The 16484-nt window shown below is 64.3% G+C and carries 13 protein-coding genes; 12 read left to right on the top strand and 1 reads right to left on the bottom strand.

The genetic code is table 11. The annotated features are described in order from the left end of the window. Positions 1-36 precede the first annotated feature (36 nt). The 8 genes from AAFU51_01645 to AAFU51_01610 all read left to right on the top strand — a co-directional run bounded on the left by AAFU51_01645 (position 37) and on the right by AAFU51_01610 (position 8619). Positions 37-570, top strand: coding sequence for an OmpH family outer membrane protein (locus AAFU51_01645; protein MEO1569948.1), 534 nt, complete (start codon positions 37-39; stop codon positions 568-570). A gap of 65 nt (positions 571-635) precedes the next feature. Next, positions 636-1190: an OmpH family outer membrane protein gene (locus tag AAFU51_01640; protein ID MEO1569947.1), complete on the top strand. Its 555-nt coding sequence runs from the start codon at positions 636-638 to the stop codon at positions 1188-1190. A gap of 144 nt (positions 1191-1334) precedes the next feature. Continuing rightward, positions 1335-2171, top strand: coding sequence for a 3-methyl-2-oxobutanoate hydroxymethyltransferase (panB, locus tag AAFU51_01635; GenBank protein MEO1569946.1), 837 nt, complete (start codon positions 1335-1337; stop codon positions 2169-2171). A gap of 436 nt (positions 2172-2607) precedes the next feature. Then, positions 2608-3090, top strand: coding sequence for a response regulator (locus AAFU51_01630; GenBank protein ID MEO1569945.1), 483 nt, complete (start codon positions 2608-2610; stop codon positions 3088-3090). Between the two features lie 114 nt (positions 3091-3204). Continuing rightward, on the top strand, positions 3205-4005 hold the full coding sequence (locus AAFU51_01625) for a cytidine deaminase (protein ID MEO1569944.1): 801 nt from the start codon (positions 3205-3207) through the stop codon (positions 4003-4005). Positions 4006-4121: 116 nt separating this feature from the next. Then, positions 4122-6275, top strand: coding sequence for a vWA domain-containing protein (locus tag AAFU51_01620; protein MEO1569943.1), 2154 nt, complete (start codon positions 4122-4124; stop codon positions 6273-6275). 42 nt (positions 6276-6317) lie between these two features. Further along, on the top strand, positions 6318-7427 hold the full coding sequence (locus AAFU51_01615; protein MEO1569942.1) for an FAD-dependent oxidoreductase: 1110 nt from the start codon (positions 6318-6320) through the stop codon (positions 7425-7427). Positions 7428-7539: 112 nt separating this feature from the next. Then, positions 7540-8619 carry a class I fructose-bisphosphate aldolase gene (locus AAFU51_01610; protein MEO1569941.1) on the top strand — a complete coding sequence of 360 codons (1080 nt, stop codon included), beginning with the start codon at positions 7540-7542 and terminating at the stop codon, positions 8617-8619. 121 nt (positions 8620-8740) lie between these two features. Here AAFU51_01610 and AAFU51_01605 read toward each other — a convergent pair whose 3' ends face one another. Then, the gene (locus AAFU51_01605) at positions 8741-9592 is read right to left on the bottom strand and encodes a hypothetical protein (protein MEO1569940.1); all 852 of its coding nucleotides are present in this window, start codon (positions 9590-9592) and stop codon (positions 8741-8743) included. 220 nt (positions 9593-9812) lie between these two features. Between AAFU51_01605 and AAFU51_01600 the strand changes: the two genes are divergently transcribed. The 4 genes from AAFU51_01600 to AAFU51_01585 all read left to right on the top strand — a co-directional run bounded on the left by AAFU51_01600 (position 9813) and on the right by AAFU51_01585 (position 16472). Next, a complete protein-coding gene (locus AAFU51_01600) occupies positions 9813-11381 on the top strand; it encodes a YifB family Mg chelatase-like AAA ATPase (GenBank protein MEO1569939.1) in 1569 nt (522 codons plus the stop codon). Positions 11382-11477: 96 nt separating this feature from the next. Next, positions 11478-13016: a PQQ-dependent sugar dehydrogenase gene (locus tag AAFU51_01595; GenBank protein MEO1569938.1), complete on the top strand. Its 1539-nt coding sequence runs from the start codon at positions 11478-11480 to the stop codon at positions 13014-13016. A gap of 200 nt (positions 13017-13216) precedes the next feature. Beyond that, positions 13217-15136: a tetratricopeptide repeat protein gene (locus AAFU51_01590; GenBank protein MEO1569937.1), complete on the top strand. Its 1920-nt coding sequence runs from the start codon at positions 13217-13219 to the stop codon at positions 15134-15136. Positions 15137-15212: 76 nt separating this feature from the next. Beyond that, on the top strand, positions 15213-16472 hold the full coding sequence (locus AAFU51_01585; GenBank protein MEO1569936.1) for an asparagine synthetase B: 1260 nt from the start codon (positions 15213-15215) through the stop codon (positions 16470-16472). The last annotated feature ends 12 nt before the right edge of the window (positions 16473-16484 follow it).

The raw sequence follows: 16484 nt of genomic DNA, 5'->3' as shown, positions 1-16484 counted from the left end.
CTCCAACCGCTTACGTCTCGCATTCAGCCTTCAGCCATGCTTCGCTACTCTCCCCTGCTTGCGCTCTTGCTGCTCGCCGTCCTACCGGCTTCGGCTCAGCAAAAAATCGGCTTCGTCGATACGCAGCGCATCTTGGAGCGGCTGCCTGAATACGCGTCGGTGCAGCAGAGCCTAAATCAGCTCGCGCAGGAGTTCACTACCGAACTTGACCGGCTGCAAGGCGAGGTCGATGCGCTGGAGCAGGAGTTCGCCGCGCGGGAGTTGCTTTACACCGACGAAGAGCGGCAACGCAAGAAAGACGAGATCCGCCAAGCCCGGCAGGAGCTAAACCAGCGCCGGGGCCAGTACTTCGGCCCGGACGGCGAGCTGTTCCGCGAGGAGCAGACCCGCCTACGCCCTGTCCAGGAACGCGTGCTCACCGCGATCGAGGCCGTCGCTCTCGACGAGGACTACGACTACGTCGTGGACCGGGGCGGGGAACTGCTGCTGCTCTTCGCAAAGCCGGAGCACGACCTCACCGACTTCGTTCTCGTTGAACTCGATATCGACACCGCGGTGGGCGGGCGCTAAGCCGCGACGCCCCCTCGTTCTTCTTATACCACCCCTACGACACCGACCACCAACGACCCCCATCCATGCCCATGCTTTACCGCTTCTTTCTTGCTGCGCTCGTGGCGCTCACGCTTGCCCCGGTCGCCGCGCAGGCGCAGGACGTCAAGATCGGCTACCTCGACCCTGACCTCCTTCTCGCCCGGATGCCGGAAGCTCGCGACGTCCAGAGCCAGCTCCAGCAGCGTCTCCAGGCCGACCAGCAGGAACTGGCAACGCTCCAGCAGAACCTCGCCGAGCGCTACCAGGACTATGAGCAGAACGCCTCCGTGCTGAACGATGAGGCCCGCCAGCAGCGCGAGCAGGAGTTGCTCTCGATGCAGCAGGACCTCCAGTCGGCTCAGCAGGAGAAGCTTCAGGCCCTGCAGCAGCAGGAAGCCCAGCTCCTCCAGCCCCTCTACGACAAGCTCCAAACCGCGATCGACCAGGTCGCAGGCGAGCAGGGCATCGCGATCGTCTTTTCGACACGAGCCAACGACGCCCCGGTCGTACTCTACGCCGGCGCCAACGCGGTTGACCTGACGCAGCCCGTAGCCGAGCAACTCGGTATCTCGCTGACAGCGGGCGGCGGCGGCCAGTAGCTTTCGGCACCCGGCACGCCCATCACCCGACGTCTCTCCATCGACGTCGGTGCAGATTTAGTAAGAGGCATCGACTCTCCGGGGTCGGTGCCTCTTTCGTTGGGTCTCCCCGGTCCCTGCGTTCACACAATCACCCACGCCCCTATGAGCACCCAGACCGTTTCCGCCACCGCCTCCCGTGCAAAGCGAGTGACCACGCAGACTTTGCAGGAGATGCGCGCTTTAGGCACGCCGATTTCCATGCTGACGGCCTACGACTACACGTCGGCGCGGCTTCTCGACGCCGCGGGGGTTGACGTCCTGCTCGTGGGAGATTCCGCCTCGAACGTGATGGCGGGACACGAGACGACCGTACCGATAACACTCGACCACATGATCTACCACGCCCAATGCGTGGTGCGAGGCGTCCAGCGCGCTCTTGTCATCGTAGACCTGCCCTTCGGGAGCTACCAAGGCAACTCAGATGAGGCGTTGCGCTCAGCGATCCGAGTGATGAAGGAAACCGGCGGCCATGCCGTCAAACTGGAAGGTGGGGCTCCGGTCGTCGATTCGATCCGCCGCATCATCGACGCTGGGATCCCCGTGATGGGGCACCTTGGGTTGACGCCGCAAAGCATCTACAAGTTTGGCACCTATCGGGTGCGCGCACGGGCGGAGGAGGAGGCCGAACGTCTCCGGAACGATGCGCTGCTCCTGCAAGAGGCCGGCTGCTTCGGACTCGTGCTGGAGAAGATCCCAACAGGCCTGGCGACCGAAGTAACGACCTCGCTATCGATCCCCACGATCGGTATTGGGGCGGGTGCTGCCTGCAGTGGCCAGGTGCTCGTGACTCACGACATGTTGGGTCTAACGAAAGACTTCAATCCGCGCTTCGTTCGGCGCTACGCCAACCTCGCCGACACCGTAACGGACGCCGTTCAGGCGTACATCACCGACGTACAAGCTGGAGCCTTCCCCAGCGAAGCGGAGAGCTACTCATAACCGGAGCCTCGACGACGACTTTAGTCACGGTCTGGGTTGGAATCACCTACACACCCATCAAACCGGACCTTATGTGTTCACACACGGTGTTTCTCGAACGATGAATTCGTGGGGCCGCATTTCACCTTGACCACTGGCTCCTGAATTGACCACGACATTTACATCTCATTTTGAACTTTGATATAGGTTTCTCCCGGAAACGGTCAGCTAAGCTTCCAGGTCCAAGCGGCTCTCCCCACATCTCCCAGGCGGACCTAATCTGAACCACTATCCGCACGGCACACCGCACCATTTTCAAACAGACCACTACGGATAGTCCGCTTCTAGGTAGGACAGAGGGAAATCATTTCGGTGCTATGCTTTTCCTCAAACGTGGCCTAGTTCTTGTCGAAGTCCATGCCATTGCCTCGCTCTCCTTGCTCTGACCGTGACAGACATGGCTGCCTTGCCTCCTCGTGACTCGATCAATCGTCGCGTTCTTGTCGTGGACGACGATGAGACGAACCTGGATCTAGCGCGTCACATCCTGCAACTCTCCCGTCTAGACGTAACGGTCTGCCAGTCCGGCAATGAGGCCCTGGACTTGTATGAGCGCGCGCGCTCGAACCAGTCCCCGTTCAACGTCGTGGTAGCTGACCTCATGATGCCTGGGATGAGCGGGACTGATCTAGCTTCCCGCCTCGTGGTCACGCCGAACCCACCGAGGCTGGTGTGCGTGACCGGACGCGTCGCCCCGACTACGCTTGAGATGTGCGCGGCCGCCGGGTTTGACGTGGTGGTGACCAAGCCCTACCGGATGGCATCGCTTCTCCTCGCCGTTATGGGGTCCTCTAATACGGATTCGGCGAAACTCGCCACGAGCGCACCCTCCCCGGCGTTTCGAGCTCCTCGTTTTCAAACCCCGTATGCGGCTCGGTAGCGCACCTGTACAGGTGCCTACGTGGTGAAGAGTAGGGCGTCCCCCACACAGGTGAGGATCCATGGCTTTGGAGGTCGGGTACTGGATGGCATACCCGTCTCCCGACGCTCGCCTATGGCCTTCCAATTCCAGACGCTCCTTCGCCGATCGTACGTGCCCTACAGCAACGATCCCAACGCGGCCATTGCGGTCCTCGCAGACGGTCGATGGATCCCCGGCGTGCGTATCGAAAGTGCTTCGTTCCCGCTCACGATCCCGGCGGTGACCGCAGCCCTCGTCGGGGCACAGGCGCTTGTCGGGCTCGAAGCTGTAGTGGGGGTGCAGGCGCACAAGCCATTCACGGTCGCCGAGCGCGACCTCATCCAGGTAGCTCTCGGCCGTTCCACCCGAGCGGTGACGGACCATGCTGTGCTGATCGAGTCCAGCGCCTATGCACCCGACCTTGTCGCACCCGTGGACATCCCAGGCCACATCGGTCATCCACAAGACGAGGCCACGTTCGCGACCGCCGCCTTCATCCAACGGGCGCGGGATGAGGCGATGCGTAGAGCACGGGTCCCCCATTCCGACTTTCCCGTAGGCTGCATCGTCGAAACACGCGGGGGCGTAGCCGTCCCTGGAGTTAACGTGGAGTTCGACGACTGGACGCGCGGGCTGTGCGCAGAGCGTACGGCGCTAGCCCTTACGCTGGCGTACGGCTTGGTGCCCGCGGCGCTCTACATCAGCTGCGTCAAGGCGCCGGGCGGTACGCCGTGTGGCGCCTGCCGCCAAGTCATCGCCGAGTTAGTGCCTAACGGCCCAATCTGGATCGACTACCATAACGCGCCGCCGCAGAAAACGACTGCCCCGGCCCTCCTTCCCGATGCCTTTGTAGGGGATGGCCTGCTTCACGCCCCCACAGATCGGTCGGCGTAGCCTGACTGCCGCCGACGCGTACCTTGCGCGCTCGCTTCGGCCTGCCCCGTACTGGCGTACACGGATCGGACAGGACGCTACGTTTGGACAGGGCGCCGCTCTGATCGCCTTGCCCCTTGTCTGCTCTCAACCTCGTGGACCTTTCACTCGCTGCCTCCCCGCTACTGCTCGTGCTGTGCTTGCTTGCCGGCCTCGGGCTCGCCATGTTCACCTACCGCCGCAGTGTACCGAGCCCGCAGGGCGGGCGTTTGGGGCTTCTCGTCGGCCTCCGGAGCATAGCGCTGGCGCTGGTCTTGTTCCTCCTGTTTGAGCCGATCTGGCGCAGTGTGACCCGCAGCGAAGAGCCGCCGGTGCTTGCTGTGCTCGTCGACGACTCCCAAAGCCTTTCAGAAGACGAGACCGCCTCCACACTTCGCGCCGCCCTTGTCTCCATTGACAAGCTCGATGTTCCCGCCGAGGCCCTCCGACGCTTTCGCTTCGACGACGGCGTACGCCCGCTCAGCCCTGACGACACGCTCAGTCAAGGCGGCAGCCGGACGGACCTAGCGCTAGCGCTCTCTTCGGTTGTCGACGAACTTGAACGAGATCACCTCGCAGGGGTCGTCCTCGTCTCAGACGGACGGACCACGGCAGGACGGAACCCGATCTACCTCGCTGAGCGCTATCCGGTCCCGATCTACACGGTAGTCGTGGGCGACACGACAGCCCAGCGCGACGTGCGACTCAACCGCGTCATCACAAACGAAATCGCTTATGTCGGCGTCGAAGTCCCTGTGCAGGTGGGGGTCTTCCACGACGGCTTCCCGGGAGAACGAGTGACCGTCACCTTGACCGAAGAGGGGCGACGACTCGCTACCGAAGTCCTCACCCTCGGCGACGACGGGACCGAGTCAACGGTAGAACTGCTGGTTTCACCGAGCACACCAGGCCTGCGACGGTACACCGTCGCTGTGACATCGCTTGAAGGCGAAGTGACCACGCGCAACAACACGGAAGCCGTGACCATACGCGTGCTGGAGAATCGTCGCCGTGTCCTGTTCGTGGCCGCGGCGCCTGGACCCGACGTATCCGCCTTACGGCGTCTCGTGAGCACGGATCCCAACATCGAGCTTACGCCCCGCACGCAGCGCGCTGGTGGACAGTTCTATGAGGGGCCGGTACCTACCGACCTATCGGCATTTGATCTTCTGGTGCTTGCTGGATACCCGGGGTCGGTGTCCGACGGCACCACGACGCGACGCCTCGCCGCGGCTGTCGCCAACGGTTTGCCCGTGCTCTTTGTCCTGACGCAAAACACCGACCCAACCCTGCTCCGCCAAGCGTTTGACGAGGTACTCCCCGTGCTCCCCGAGCGTAGCCGCACTTTGTACTACGAGGCCCAGCTGGCACTGACCTCGTCTGGGGCTTTCCATCCGGTCCTCGCCGCCACGACCGGCTCCGAACGACTCAACCGCTTGCCCCCTGTGCTCTACAACGAGTCTCGATGGCGCGCCTCGCCAGACGCCCAGACGCTCGCCACGATCCAGGTGTCAGGCGCCGTCCTTGACGACCCGTTGCTCGTTGTTCGCCGACGCAGCGGTCTGAGAAGCGCCGCGCTTTTGGGCGCCGGCACCTGGAGGTGGTCCAACCTGCCCGAGGATTTGGAAGACATGGCTGCGTTCTATCCACGTCTGACCGACAACTTGCTCCGATGGCTCACGACGCGCGCAGACCGTCGCCCGGTGCGCGTCCGCCCCACACGCGACCTCTTTGGAGAGGGTGAGCCTGTGACGCTTTCAGGTCAGGTCTACGATGAGGCGCTCTCCCCTATCTCGGACGCCACGGTGGACGTGCTCGTGACCGCCCCCGACGGAACGAGCACGCCACACGTCATGCGCGCCGTCGGCACAGGTCGCTACGCACTCGACCTCGGCCCACGTCCGTCGGGCACCTACCGCTTCACCGCCGATGCCACGCAAGCGGGAAACGGCGCGCAGCTGGGCGACGATGCTGGCAGCTTTGCTGTGGGAGCGCTCGCCCTTGAGTTTCAGAACCCAACCGCAGATGCGTCCCTCATGCGCCAATTGGCACAGCGGAGCGGCGGCGCTGTGATCTCCGCAGAGGACATCGACTCGTTGGAGGAATTGCTTGCCCAACCAGGACGCTTCATGCCGGTTGCAATCGAGTCGGAGCAGGAAACCCCGCTGTGGCACGTGCCATGGTGGCTCGGCCTGGTCGTGGTGCTCCTGGCTGCGGAGTGGGTACTGCGCAAGCGTGCTGGCATGGTGTGACGAGATCGACTACGAATCAACAGCACCCGCTCGTCCTCGTCCATGTCGATTGCTTCTGCCTCAGCACGTCTACCTCGTGGTGCACAACGCGTCCTCATCGTGGGCGCTGGACTAGCAGGAGCCTGTGCGGCCTTGGCGCTCAGCCGGTCGCATGCCGTCACGGTGCTCGAAGCGGACCGGCCCGCATCGGGGGCGTCGGGGGCGGCAGCCGGCCTGGCCAACCCCTTCATGGCGCGGAAAGCCAACCCAGCGTGGCGGTACAATGACGCTTTCGATGCCCTGCATGGGATGCTCAACGAAGCTGGGGCGGCCGGTCTCTTTCGTGGTCAGGGGGTGCTCCGACCCGCGGGCTCATCCAAGCAAGCGGGGTTCTTCATGGAGACGGCCGCCGCTTTTCCGTACGATGCGCAGTGGTGGTCCGCTGAGTCCGTCCGGGAGCGTATTCCGGTGATTGTCGCTCCCGACGGCGCCCTGTGGCTCCCGAAGGGCGGCTCCGTCGAGCTTCCCGCCATGATCGAAGCGCTGCTCACGGCTGCACGAGCCCGCGGAGCGGTGCTCCGGACAGGTGTGCGCGTTGCAGCCTGGGAAGAGCATGACAACAAGGCGACCGTCACTACGAGCTCCAGCGAGCAGATTGAGGCCGATCTTGTGATGCTGTGCCTGGGTGGCGGCTTTCTCGGCCATCCCTCACTCGACGCACTTGGACTTCACCGGGTCAAGGGACAGACCGTTCGCGTGCGCCGCCCGACTGCACTAGATGCCGAGCGACTGGCGGAGCTACCAGCCCTATCGTCGGGAGGCTATATCGTTCCGGCTCCAGACTCCGACGAACTCATCCTAGGCTCATCGTTCGAGCACGAATTTGAGGACCTTCAGCCTTCTCCCGAGGTCACGGCGCACATCATTGCCAACGCGGCGAGGACGCTGCCGATGCTCACTGACGCTGCGGTGACGCATGAGGTCGCAGGGGTGCGCGTGACACGTCACAGCGCACGGAAACCGCTCCTGGGGCCGCTGCCCGCCTTCAGACGGGTCTGGACCTTCACAGCGCTGGGCGCGAAGGGGCTGCTCACGGCGCCCCTCCTCGCTCAGGGGCTGCCTGGCTACCTGCAGAACCCCTCTGGTATACCTGAGGAGGTCCAAACCCCGTAGCCCGAAATTATGCAATAACAGAATCAACTGATGACACGTTCAGGGGTGCTGCTCGCCTATATTTCGCCGTCACATCGCTTTCCCCTTTACCGAAACACACCCCGCTTCCAACATGGCTGACGTCACGACCGCCCAGATCGAAGACTACCTCGGCGACGAGGCTGAGTCCCTCCTCGCGCACGAGAGCACGACCATCTCGAAGGACGACCTCCACCTCCCCGGCCCCGACTTCGTCGACCGCGTCTTCTCGGTCACCGATCGCGGTCCCCGCGTGCTCCGCTCGCTCCAGGCGATGTATGACCATGGGCGCCTCGGCGGCACCGGCTACCTCTCGATCCTGCCCGTTGACCAAGGCATCGAGCACTCGGCGGGCGCGTCGTTCGCCCCAAACCCGATCTACTTCGATCCGGAGAACATCGTCCGGCTCGCCATGGAGGGCGGCTGCAACGCGATCTGCTCGACCTTCGGCGTGCTCGGGTCCGTTGCGCGGAAGTACGCGCACAAGATCCCGTTCATGCTCAAGATCAACCACAACGAGTTGCTGTCCTTCCCGAACAGCCACCGGCAGATCATGTTTGCGCAGATCGAGGACGCCTGGAACATGGGCTGCGTTGCCGTCGGCGCTACGGTCTACTTCGGCTCAGACAGCTCAAACGCTGAGCTCGTGGAAGTCGCCGAAGCCTTCAGCCACGCCCACAGCCTCGGCATGGCGACCGTGCTCTGGTGCTACATGCGCAACTCGGCGTTCAAGATCGACGGCACGAACCACGAGACGTCTGCCGACCTGACGGGCCAGGCCAATCACTTAGGTGCGACAATCGAAGCAGACATCGTGAAGCAGAAGCAGCCGATCTCCAACGGCGGCTACAAGGCGTTGAACTCGGGCGACTCGTCGTACGGCAAGCTCGACGAGCGCATCTACAGCGAGTTGTCGTCGGACCACCCCATCGACCTTACGCGCTACCAGGTTGCCAACGGCTACATGGGACGCATCGGTCTCATCAACTCGGGCGGCGGCTCGGGCACGAACGACTTTGGCCAGGCAGTGCGCACGGCGGTCATCAACAAGCGCGCGGGCGGCATGGGCCTCATCTCGGGCCGCAAGGCGTTCCAGCGCCCGATGGACGAGGGTATCCAACTGCTTAACACCATCCAGGACGTGTTCCTCAACGACGAGATCACGGTCGCCTAGCAGATCGCACGTGATCAACACACAGCGCGGGCGGCCCGATTCCTCGGTGCCGCCCGCGCTGTTGTATCAGGTCTGCAGTCGCTGTTTTCTCCCAACAAGCGGGCACGCAGCGAATAACTGCCTAGGGATTCCAGACCGCCTCGAAGAAGTTCACCGTGGTGGGGTCGATGGTTGTTTCGTACGTCGCCTCGTTGCCGAGGAGGTCTTTGACGACGACCGTCACCGGCATTTTGAGCGAGAATGTGCCGCCGTAGTCCCCCGCTGCGTTGCGATACTCCAGCACCGGCTGCGAGTCGTAGGTGGACGGGAAGCGCGCCCGGTCGTTGGTCGTGAAGATGCCCGACGCATCCGTCCGGCCGAGCCAGCCCCAGATCTCAGGCTGGTTTCGCAGGAACGGGCACTCGGAGAACGCAGCCGGGATATCGGCCTTCACATTGTTGGCTTCAAACTCGATGAAGTAGAGGCCACCCGGCGTGACGAAGGCATCCGGCGTGGCTGGATCGTACAGCGCAAACGGGATGGCGACTTCATACGTCCCAGCCGCGCGCTGTCCAGATCCGAACTCGGCCAGAAAGCGGCCCTCGCGGTCTTTGACGAACAGGCGAACGGCGGCGTCTTCCGTGAGCGTGTATCGGACGGTGGCCGGCGTATCGGGGTCAGACGGGGTGGCGAAGACGGGACCGAGTTCGAAGTCCGGAATCCCGTCCTCGTACATCGTAGTCGAGGTCGAGTCGATGTCGAGGTCGGTGCGCAGCATCACGAGAAGGTCGGGGACCGGCACGCCGTCCTCGTCGACGACTGTGATCTGGAACAGCGAGTCTGCTACCGGCGCGTCGGCAGGGAGCCCCGGCGAGATCGTGCTTGCGTTCGTGGGAGGCGTGACAGGCTCACCCGTCGGGTCGATGTTCGTGACGTCGCACCCAGCGAGGAGGACGAGCGTGGCACAGAGCGCCAGGGTGATAGGACGGAGCATGGTCGAGAGGAGGCTGGTGTCAGGCGAAGGCACGCACGCGGACGTGGCTGCATGCAAGGTTCTATCAAAAAGCAAGCCAGCCTAGGACTGCGGCTGTTTACTGCTCCGAAACCGTCCACGAGTCCACCGATCAAACGGACTGACGCCTCCGTGTTACGACCAGGTGCGGTCGCGTGTCTAGCAGCCAACCCTGCGTCCTGCCACGTCCCCACTTCGTTCTATGCTCTCCCACGTCTGGTCCAGCGCCGTCCACGGCGTCGATGCGCTGCCCATCGAGATCGAAACGCACATCGAGCCCAACCTGCCGCGCTGGACGGTGGTGGGCCTCCCAGATGGAGCCGTTCGCGAGAGCCGCGATCGTGTATGGGCCGCGCTCAAGAACACTGGACTGCCTGTTCCACGCGGCGCGGTGACGGTCAACCTTGCCCCGGCGGATGTCCGGAAAGAAGGCTCGGCGTTTGACCTTCCGATCGCACTCGGCCTCATCGCCGCCACCACCGAGCAGATCCCGCAATCCACGCTCGACGAGTTGTTCGTGTGCGGCGAACTCTCCCTCGATGGCTCGCTGCGCCCAGTTCGTGGCGTCCTGCCCATGGCGGTGCGCGCACGCAAAGAAGGGCGACGTGGCCTCGTCGTACCGGAGCAGAACGCAGCAGAAGCGGCGGTGGTGGACGGTCTTGATGTATTTCCCGTCCGCACGCTCGGCGAAGCATTCCGCGTCCTTGCGCGCGACCTCGACCGCACGACGCCGTTCACGCGCGACCTCGATGCGCTCTTTGCGGAGGCGGGCCAGCACGCTGTTGACTTCTCGGACGTTCGTGGCCAGGAGACGGTGAAGCGCGCGCTCGAAGTCGCCGCGGCGGGCGGGCACAACGTCGTGCTCGTCGGGCCGCCTGGCGCTGGCAAGACGATGCTCGCTCGCCGGATGCCGACGATCCTGCCACCACTCTCACCCGACGAGGCCCTGGAGACGACAAAGATCCACAGCGTCGGCGGACACCTTGCCCGGAACGGACACGCGCGGCACGGACTCATCACGGCACGCCCATTCCGGGCTCCGCACCACTCCATCTCCAACGCGGGCCTCTGCGGCGGCGGCTCCAACCCGATGCCCGGCGAGATCAGCCTGGCTCACAACGGGGTGCTTTTCCTGGACGAGTTGCCCGAGTTCGACCGTGCAGTCCTCGAAGTCATGCGGCAGCCACTCGAAGAGGGCTGCATCACGATTGCGCGCGCCCGAGCGACCGTAGATTATCCGGCGCGCTTTATGCTCGTCGCCTCGATGAACCCCTGCAAGTGCGGCCACCTGAACAATCCTCAGAAGCCCTGTAGTTGTTCGTCGTCCGAAGTCCACCGCTACCTCGCCCGCGTCTCCGGCCCCCTCATGGACCGCATCGACCTCCACGTCGAGGTCGTCCCCGTGCCGTTCGAGGACCTCAACCGCCGAGCGCCGGGCGAACCAAGCGCTGCCGTACGCGAGCGTGTGATCGCGGCCCGCGAGCGCCAGGCTGCTCGCTTCAAGGACGTGCTGGGCGTGCATGCCAACGCGCAGATGCCCAGCCGCCTCGTCCGCAAGCACTGCCGGTTGGACGACGCGGGCCAGCACCTCCTCAAGATGGCGATGACCCGGCTGGGCCTCTCGGCGCGAGCCTACGACCGCATCCTGAAGGTGAGCCGCACCATCGCCGACCTCGACACGGCGCACCGGAGCGCTGACACGGTGACGGCGGCACACATCTCGGAGGCGATCCAGTACCGCTCGCTCGACCGCTCCTGGTGGAACGGGTAGGCGCCGAGTTTAGGCTGCACCGAGGAAACCAGCGCCGTGCCGTGGGTGTGGATGCCTCACGATGCTCGGTCGCTCTTCTCGCCATCACTCGACGCCATGCGTACTCTGGCTTTCCTCATCGTGCTTCTCAGCTTCGCTGCGTGCGGGGCTCCCTCGTCCTCGGAGCAGACGCCCGCACGCACGGTCTCCGACACGGCCGCCCCGGTTGATGACCGCTTCGACGAAGGCCGCGCGATTTACCAGGACTATTGCGCGTCATGTCACGGCAGCGACCTCACGGGCAACAGCGGCGGGACACTGCTCGGCCCGTGGGACCACGTTGGGCCGGACGATGACGAACGTGCTCGTCTCATCGAGATTACCGCCGTAGGTCTCGTCGATCAGGGTATGCCGAGCTACGAGGACGGACTTTCGTCGGACGAAATCGCCGCAGTGAACGACTACATTCTCGCGGTTCGAGCTGGCACGGCCAGCATCCAGGCTCCGCCAGCGACCGAGGACGTACCGCGCCCCAACCTCCGCGTGCTCGACACGGTCGAAACACTCGACTACGACGTGCGCGTCGAGGTTTTTGCGGACGACCTCGACGGGCCGTGGGCGTTTGCCTTCCTCGACAGCCGCACGGCTCTCGTCACCGAAAAAGGCGGCGACCTGCACGTGGTCCGCGATGGCGAAGTGCAGCGCTCCCCCGTCGCTGGTATTCCCGACGTGGTCGCGCGCGGACAGGGCGGGCTACTTGACGTGACGCCCGACCCCAACTACGCCGAGACCGGCTGGATCTATCTCGCCTACAGCCACCCCCACCCAGAGCGGCGCGGGCCATCGATGACACGTGTTGTGCGTGGCAAACTCGCGGGCGCCGATTGGAATGCGATGCGCTGGACCGACGAGGAAGTCGTCTTCGAGGCGCCCCTCGACACCTACCGCGACACGCAGTACCACTTCGGCTCCCGCATTGTCTTCGATCCGGAGGGCTTCCTGTATTTTGCCATTGGCGATCGCGGTGTGCAAGACGACGCGCAGCGCCTCGACAGGCCGAACGGCAAAGTCTACCGTGTCCGCCCGGACGGCTCGGTCCCGGCCGACAACCCGTTTGCCGACGAGGCCACGGCGATCCCCGGCATCTTTACGCTTGGCAACCGCAACCCGCAGGGCCTCACCGTAGACCCTCGGACAGGCGCCGTGTGGGCGGTCGAGCATGGGCCGCGCGGCGGCGATGAGCTCAACCGCATCGAGGCAGGCGCCAACTACGGGTGGCCCACGGTGACGTACGGCATCAACTACAACGGGACGGTGATCACAGAGCGCAGGCAGGCGCCCGGACTGCAGCAGCCCGTCTACTATTGGCGCCCCTCACCCGCGGTCGGTGGCACCGAGTTCTACACAGGCCGCCTCTTTGAGCGCTGGACCGGACAACTCTTGGTCACGGCGCTGGCTTACAAACAAGTGCGGCTCCTGACGCTGGAACGCGGCGATGCCGTGGGCGCGCGCGTCCTGCACGACGAAGTCATCCTGGAAGACTTCGGGCGCGTTCGCGAGGCCGTTAATGGCCCCGATGGAGCGATCTATGTCGTGACGAACGATCCTGGGCGGGTGCTGAGGCTGAGCCCCGTAGGTGGATGGGACCCGAACTGACGCCCGGCTTTTCTACCAAGCTTCGTCAGTGTACGACGTGGCGAGCCTCGACGTGTAAGCGTAGCCATCTAGGCTGGCAGCGACTTTTCCTCGGCCTTCTTTCCGCAGGTGGACGGGTACGAGCGGGAAGTCCGCATCCGTTCGGAACCTTCGAGGGCCTGTTTACGCTCTGTACTCTACGCCTCCAGCTTGCCGTGTCGATGCGTCTCTTTCTTCTCCTGTTCGTGCTCCTCGTCTCCACACCGGCCCTGGCGCAGTCGCCCGGAACGAGGACAATCCAACCAAACGACCGCGAGCGCTCGGACGACCGTACGGTGGCGGCGAAGTTCAGGCTTTCCGACCAACTGATGCGGTCCGGTCAAGCCGAACGCGCTATCGCGCTGCTGGAAGATCTCCAGGCCGACGACCCCGTGTCACAACCGATCTACCTCAAGCTCAAGTACGCCTACGTCCAGACGAAGCAGTACGACGACGCCATCGCGCTCGTGCAAGACCGCTTGAACCGTCTGGGTACCTCAGCGGAATTGCTGGGCGAACTCGGGAGCCTGCAGTTTCAGGAAGGCGACGCCGAGACGGCACGCGCAACTTGGGACCAGGCCCTCTCCCTCTCTCCCAACGAAACGGGGACGTACCGCGCGGTCTACGTCGGCATGACGCAGAACCGGCTCTACGAAGAGGCCGCTGCCGTGCTGGAACAGGGGCGCGCTGCACTGGGACAACCCTCCTTGTTTCGTGGCGAGCTTGCGCAGGTGTATGACCTGGCGGGCAACTATGCGAGCGTAGCCCGGGAATACCTCGCCATCGTACGGGAGCGCCCGGACCGCGTGCAGGTCATCAAAAACCGTTTCGCGCGCTCCCTCGACGACCCCGAAGCCGCGGCCGCCTACCGCTCGGCCATTGACACCGCCATCCGTGAGGCGCCGCTCGACCTCGTCTTCCGGGACCTGAGCGCTTGGCTCGCGCTGGAATTGGGCGACTTCCGCACGGCATTCAATGCGAGCCGGGCGCTGGACCGCTTGGGACTCCAGGACGGCCAAGCCCTGCTCGCCTTCGCGCGCGCTGCTCAAGACGCCGCCGATCCGTCAACGCCCAACAACGCGCCGGACGATGCGCTCTCGTTAGCCCAGGAGGCGTACCAACTGCTGCTAGAGACGTCCTCGGCTAGCCCCATCGCAGACGCGGCCCTGTACAGCCTCGCGACCCTCTACGAACAGCGGGCAGCGGCCGAGAACGAGCGTGCGTTCGACGCAATGGGCGATCGGGTTGTAGCACCCAATTTCGAGGCGGCGCTGGATAGCTACCGGCGGTATGTCCAGCAGAACCCGACCGGCCCCTTTGCCGAGAGCGCCCTGCAACGCAGGGCCGCGCTCCAGCAGACGGTCTTTCGCGACTATGCGCAGGCCGAAGCCCTGCTGCGCGACCTAGCCCGCACGTCTCGCGTCCCGGAGACTGTTGCCGAGGCCCGGCTATCGCTTGGCACCCTCGCGTTCCTGCGCGACGACCTCGCCCGTGCGCGGATCGCCTTCCAGCAGGTCGAGGAAGAAGTGCGCATCGGCGAGGCGGCCGAACGCGCGCGCCTGGAACTGGCTCGCCTCGATTTCTATGTGGGCGACCTCGACGGCGCACTCTCCCGCGTGCGGGCGATGAACGAGAACACCGCCACCCAGGTCGCCAACGATGCGATCACGCTGAAGCTGCTCTTGACCGAGCACAAAGGCCCCGACTCGGCAAACGTGGCGCTAACCACCTACGCCGAGGCCGCTCGCTACGCGCGACAGCAGCGGCCAACAGAAGCCCTGGTTGTCCTCGATCAGATGGCTGCGGACTTCGCCCAACACCCCATCGCCGACGAAGCCACGTTCCTCAGAGCCGAGGCGCTCCGCGAAGCCGGCCGTACCGACGAGGCCCTCGTCATTCTTGACGCCCTACCTGAGGCGTTTCCCCGGAGCTACCTCGGCGACCGTGCGCTCTTCCTGCGGGCGCAGATTCTTGAACTTGACCGGCGCGACCTCGACGCAGCACGGCAAGCGTACACGGATCTGCTGACGCGTTACCCCGGCTCCCTACTTTTGCCTGAGGCGCGGTCCCGTATCCGCGCCCTCCGTGGCGATGGGGTGTAGGGCCGAAGCGCCTACAGAGCGCTGCTTCCACATAGCACACCGACGTCTTCCATCTCACTGACAGCACCTCCGTTTGATGCGCGTTTTTCTCTTCCTTCTTGCGTTGCTCGTAGGCGCACTCCCGTTGCGCGCGCAGGATGTCCTCGTGCCGATGGACGAGGGCCAGACAGACCACCTGAAAGCATACGGGGCGATGTACTGGTACCTCGCGCAAGGCCACGACGCCGACTGGTTGCTCAACTACCGGGGGGGCTCGTTCCTGATGACCGAGGTGCCGGGCTTGCTGGACGAACTCCGCATCCGAGACGTAGCGTTCGAGTCAGTCTCGGCGGGCGCAGCGGCCCAAATCGTTGCGGAGGTCGAAGCCGAGGGATCGAACACGAGCCTGGTGCGGCTGGAAACGGCTCCCAAGGTGGCAGTCTATGCACCTGACCAGTCGTTGCCATGGGACGATGCCGTCACGCTTGTGCTCACCTACGCCGAGGTGCCCTACGACATGATCTACGACGCCGAAGTCCTCGACGGCGAGTTAGCCGAGTACGACTGGCTCCACCTCCACCACGAGGACTTTACGGGGCAGTACGGCAAGTTCTTCGCGGCCTATCGCAACGCGCCGTGGTACCGCGAGCAGCAGCGCCGCGCCGAGGCGGATGCCCGTGAGCGCGGCTTCGCCAAGGTCAGCGACCTCAAGCTCGCCGTTGCGCGCGGCATCCGCACCTACGTCGCCCAAGGCGGCTTCCTCTTCGCAATGTGTTCCGGTACCGACACCATCGACCTCGCGCTCGCGTCCCACAGCACCGACATCGTCCCTTCTGAGTTCGACGGCGACTCCGTCGACCCTGACGCGCTCCAGCAGCTCGACTTCAGCGGCACGTTCGCCTTCCAGAACTTCACGCCGAGCTTCAACCCCATGGAGTACGAGCACTCCGACATCGACGTCACGCCACCGCCTGCGCTCCGCAACCCCGCGACGGACTACTTCACGCTCTTCGAGTTCTCCGCCAAGTGGGACCCTGTGCCGACGATGCTCACCCAAAATCACGTCGCGAGTGTACGCGGCTTCATGGGACAGACGACCAACTTTAAAAAGGCGCTCGTCAAGCCCGGCGTAGTCGCCCTCGCCGAGACCCCAGGCCGCACCGAGGTGCGCTACCTCTACGGGCCGCTCGGCCAGGGCTTCTTCGCATTCTACGGGGGCCACGATCCTGAAGACTATCAGCACTTTGTGGGCGACCCGCCCACGGACCTCGCGCTGCACAGGAACTCGCCCGGCTATCGGCTCATCTTGAACAACATCCTGTTCCCTGCTGCTAAGAAACAGAAGCAGAAGACGTGACGCACGACACCG

The sequence above is a fragment of the Bacteroidota bacterium genome, from assembly GCA_039821555.1.
In the GTDB taxonomy this organism is placed as follows: Bacteria; Bacteroidota; Rhodothermia; order Rhodothermales; family Rubricoccaceae; genus JBCBEX01.
This window is presented reverse-complemented; position numbering and strand designations above follow the sequence as displayed.

What these genes read in the sequence shown, in the direction of transcription:
- AAFU51_01645 (MEO1569948.1), top strand. Translation starts at nt 37, where the DNA reads ATGCTTCGCTACTCTCCCCTGCTTGCGCTCTTGCTGCTCGCCGTCCTA.
- AAFU51_01640 (MEO1569947.1), top strand. Translation starts at nt 636, where the DNA reads ATGCCCATGCTTTACCGCTTCTTTCTTGCTGCGCTCGTGGCGCTCACG.
- panB (MEO1569946.1), top strand. Translation starts at nt 1,335, where the DNA reads ATGAGCACCCAGACCGTTTCCGCCACCGCCTCCCGTGCAAAGCGAGTG.
- AAFU51_01630 (MEO1569945.1), top strand. Translation starts at nt 2,608, where the DNA reads ATGGCTGCCTTGCCTCCTCGTGACTCGATCAATCGTCGCGTTCTTGTC.
- AAFU51_01625 (MEO1569944.1), top strand. Translation starts at nt 3,205, where the DNA reads ATGGCCTTCCAATTCCAGACGCTCCTTCGCCGATCGTACGTGCCCTAC.
- AAFU51_01615 (MEO1569942.1), top strand. Translation starts at nt 6,318, where the DNA reads ATGTCGATTGCTTCTGCCTCAGCACGTCTACCTCGTGGTGCACAACGC.
- AAFU51_01610 (MEO1569941.1), top strand. Translation starts at nt 7,540, where the DNA reads ATGGCTGACGTCACGACCGCCCAGATCGAAGACTACCTCGGCGACGAG.
- AAFU51_01605 (MEO1569940.1), bottom strand. Translation starts at nt 9,592, where the DNA reads ATGCTCCGTCCTATCACCCTGGCGCTCTGTGCCACGCTCGTCCTCCTC.
- AAFU51_01600 (MEO1569939.1), top strand. Translation starts at nt 9,813, where the DNA reads ATGCTCTCCCACGTCTGGTCCAGCGCCGTCCACGGCGTCGATGCGCTG.
- AAFU51_01595 (MEO1569938.1), top strand. Translation starts at nt 11,478, where the DNA reads ATGCGTACTCTGGCTTTCCTCATCGTGCTTCTCAGCTTCGCTGCGTGC.
- AAFU51_01590 (MEO1569937.1), top strand. Translation starts at nt 13,217, where the DNA reads ATGCGTCTCTTTCTTCTCCTGTTCGTGCTCCTCGTCTCCACACCGGCC.
- AAFU51_01585 (MEO1569936.1), top strand. Translation starts at nt 15,213, where the DNA reads ATGCGCGTTTTTCTCTTCCTTCTTGCGTTGCTCGTAGGCGCACTCCCG.